Origin of the sequence: Methylocaldum sp., from assembly GCF_039794385.1 — a bacterium.
Classification (GTDB): Bacteria; Pseudomonadota; Gammaproteobacteria; order Methylococcales; family Methylococcaceae; genus Methylocaldum.
In genome coordinates this window covers 1-2,714 of record NZ_JBDIVO010000493.1, presented here as the reverse complement: position 1 = coordinate 2,714, position 2,714 = coordinate 1, and the positions used below count along the sequence as shown (strand labels likewise).

The window sequence follows — 2,714 nt, the reverse complement described above, 5'->3', positions numbered from 1 at the left end:
CTAAGTACGACCACGTCGAGTCAATCGCACTGGCCGCACAATTCGCTCGTACGGCAAAACAGGCTTGGCGGAAGTCGCTGGCGCCTTCGGCTCGGGTGAACCGATTCAAGCATTCGTCGGCAATCCCTTGCCGGCGAAGACGCTCGGGCGGGCCGTGGCGTCGGGAAGGGATTCCCGACCTATGGGGATGTACGGTCGTAGGTCGGCAATCCCTTGCCGACGAAGACGCTTGGCCGGGGCATGGCGTCGGGAAGGGCGGCTTCGGCGCTCCAATCGCAAACGGTCATCCCAGGAGCGCTGGGATGACCCTTCCAATCGCAAACGGCCTGGCCGGGAGCGCCGGCCAGCCCCTTCCCGAAGACGCCGTTTGCGATTGGAAGGTCGCGACTAAAGCGACGTTTGCGATTGGAAGGGGCCGATTAAAGGCCCGTTTGCGATTGGGAGGGATTCCCGACCTACTCGCTGGTTCTTCTGCAAGAAGGCCGCGTCATAACCGCCAAAGGCGACCCATAGCCATGGAGCGCCGGGGCAATCGAGAGCGAGTGGCTTGGGTGGGCCGCTCCAGCGCTCGGGACAGTGGCGGACTTATTTGGCTCCGAAGACCACTCTGTCCACACCAGTATTGCCGGTGCCGGGGTCGTAGGCGTAAATCACCGCTTCATAGTCCCCCTTGTCCCGCGCCGGCACCTGTGCCGCAAAATGATTGACTTCGCCGGTGAATGCTAGAGGATATTCGCCCACCGCGTTGCCGTCCCGTTTCAGCAAGGCCTTTACTTCGTATTTGTCGGCATCCCATAGGCCGCCCTTGCTGATGGGGCAGCCGCACATCATCGTCACCTCCGCTTCCAGCTTGGCCTGACCTTTCTCCAGCGCGGAGATTCCGCCGCGCACGATGAAACCGGGTAAATGGATGACGATGCCGTCGCCGATGATGTGCTTGCCGGGTACGACCCAACTGGTCACGCTCGCCTCTTGCAGAGATTGGCGCTGTCCGTACGGACCGAATATCTTGAAGCGCAGCAGTCGTGGCTCGGCGAGGTCGAGCCGGGCCAAATAACCCGCCGTGTTGTCGTCGGCGAGCGGCTGACCGCGCTGGTGAGGGGTTTCCATGAGGCGTTTGGTGTCGCCGGTGCCGCCGGTAATCCACCCCTGATTCAGAATCTCCCCGGTCTCGGCGTCCTCGACCACCGCCCGTACCCCACCGACACCGCTGCCGACGAACTTGGAATCGACGCCTTTCACCCGCAGCATGATCCGGGTTTCTTCGGCCAAGACGGCGTTACATAGCGACAAAAGCAAGAAAATCGGCGCGACGAGCGTTTTCAGCGTCCGCCGGTCTATCGGCATGCGTCCCGATGGCCGCAGTATTCGCTTGTCTTTCCGGAAAACCATGCTTTTCCTCCTTGATGATTAGACTCGAGTTTGCGACGGCTTCCCGCCGAAAGCAAGAAACGGGGTTAACGCGATGCCGCTTAAGGTGAGGCGCGCTGGCGGACACGAAGTTTTGCGGGCTTGTCCTCTGGCTCCCGGTTTGGCACTATCCGCTCAGGAAGCATAACGGAAGGCGAACGGGAACATGACGGATAATCAGCCTTCGATCTTGACCGTCCAAGGGATTTCGGTGTCTTACGGCGACGAAACGATCATCCGCGATCTTTCGTTCTCGGTGGCCGAGGGCGCCGTCTTCGTGATCCTGGGACCGAACGGCGCGGGAAAGACGACGCTGCTCAGGGCGCTCCTCGGCCTGATCCCTTATCAGGGGACGGTCACCTGGCAGACCCGAAACATCAGTTATCTGCCGCCTCAGGAGTTTCTGCAACGCCAGGAGCTTCCGCCGCTCAGTATCGAGGAGTTCTTTCGTTTCAAGACCCGCGATGTCGACGCCGTGAAACGGATGTTCGCCGAGGTCGGACTGGACGAATCCCTGCTGCAACGACCGTTCGGAGCTTTGTCGACAGGCCAGTTCCAGCGCATGCTGATCGCGTGGGCGCTGGTGAACGATCCCGACGTGCTGTTGCTGGACGAGCCCACCGCGGGCATCGACGTGGGGGGCGAGGAGACGATCTATACCTTGCTCAACCGCTACCGGCAAAGAAAACCCCTGACCATCCTGCTGGTGACGCACGACCTCCATGTGGTGTGGGAATATGCGTCGGTCGTGCTTTGCCTCAACCGGCAGCAGCTTTGCATGGGCGCCCCCCAGGAAGTGCTCACGCCGCAGCAGCTCCAGGCGCTCTACGGTACCGGCGTGAAATATTACGAGCATCACCATCGGTGATTTTATGAGCGGAAAAATCCTGCTTGCCCTGATCCTTGGTGGCGCCACCGGCGCGGTCGCCGGCTACCTCGGTTCGCTGATGCTGAGCAAGCGCATGGCGCTGGTGGGCGGCGCCCTGGGGCATTTGACCTTGCCCGGGATCGCGTTGGCGCTGCTGTACGATTTCGATGTTTCCATCGGTGCGGTCTTGTTCTTGGGTTTCGGGATGCTTCTTATCTGGTATCTGGAAAGAGTGACCAGGCTGCATCTCGAGGCGCTCACCGCCGTCGTGTTTTCCACGGCTCTTGCGACGGCTTTTCTGTTTCTGCCGGAGGAAGAAACCGATATCGCACTGCTCGGCGATGTGTCGCGGATAACGGTGACGACCGCTGTGATTACGGTAGCGATAGCTCTGGGCATTTTTTTCATGGTCCGGCACATCTACTCGAACCTGGTC

3 protein-coding genes are annotated in these 2,714 nt (G+C 60.6%); 2 read left to right on the top strand and 1 reads right to left on the bottom strand.

The features are described from left to right. Window positions 1-585: 585 nt before the first annotated feature. Window positions 586-1,392, bottom strand: coding sequence for a hypothetical protein (locus tag ABJK70_RS23240; RefSeq protein WP_205781144.1), 807 nt, complete (start codon window positions 1,390-1,392; stop codon window positions 586-588). 184 nt (window positions 1,393-1,576) lie between these two features. On the opposite strand from ABJK70_RS23240, the gene ABJK70_RS23235 reads away from it, so the two are divergent. Together ABJK70_RS23235 and ABJK70_RS23230 are read left to right on the top strand one after the other, a co-directional pair. Then, window positions 1,577-2,278 carry a metal ABC transporter ATP-binding protein gene (locus ABJK70_RS23235; protein WP_077730170.1) on the top strand — a complete coding sequence of 234 codons (702 nt, stop codon included), beginning with the start codon at window positions 1,577-1,579 and terminating at the stop codon, window positions 2,276-2,278. A gap of 4 nt (window positions 2,279-2,282) precedes the next feature. Then, window positions 2,283-2,714: metal ABC transporter permease (locus ABJK70_RS23230; RefSeq protein WP_347259280.1), on the top strand; the 432-nt coding region annotated here is incomplete at its 3' end.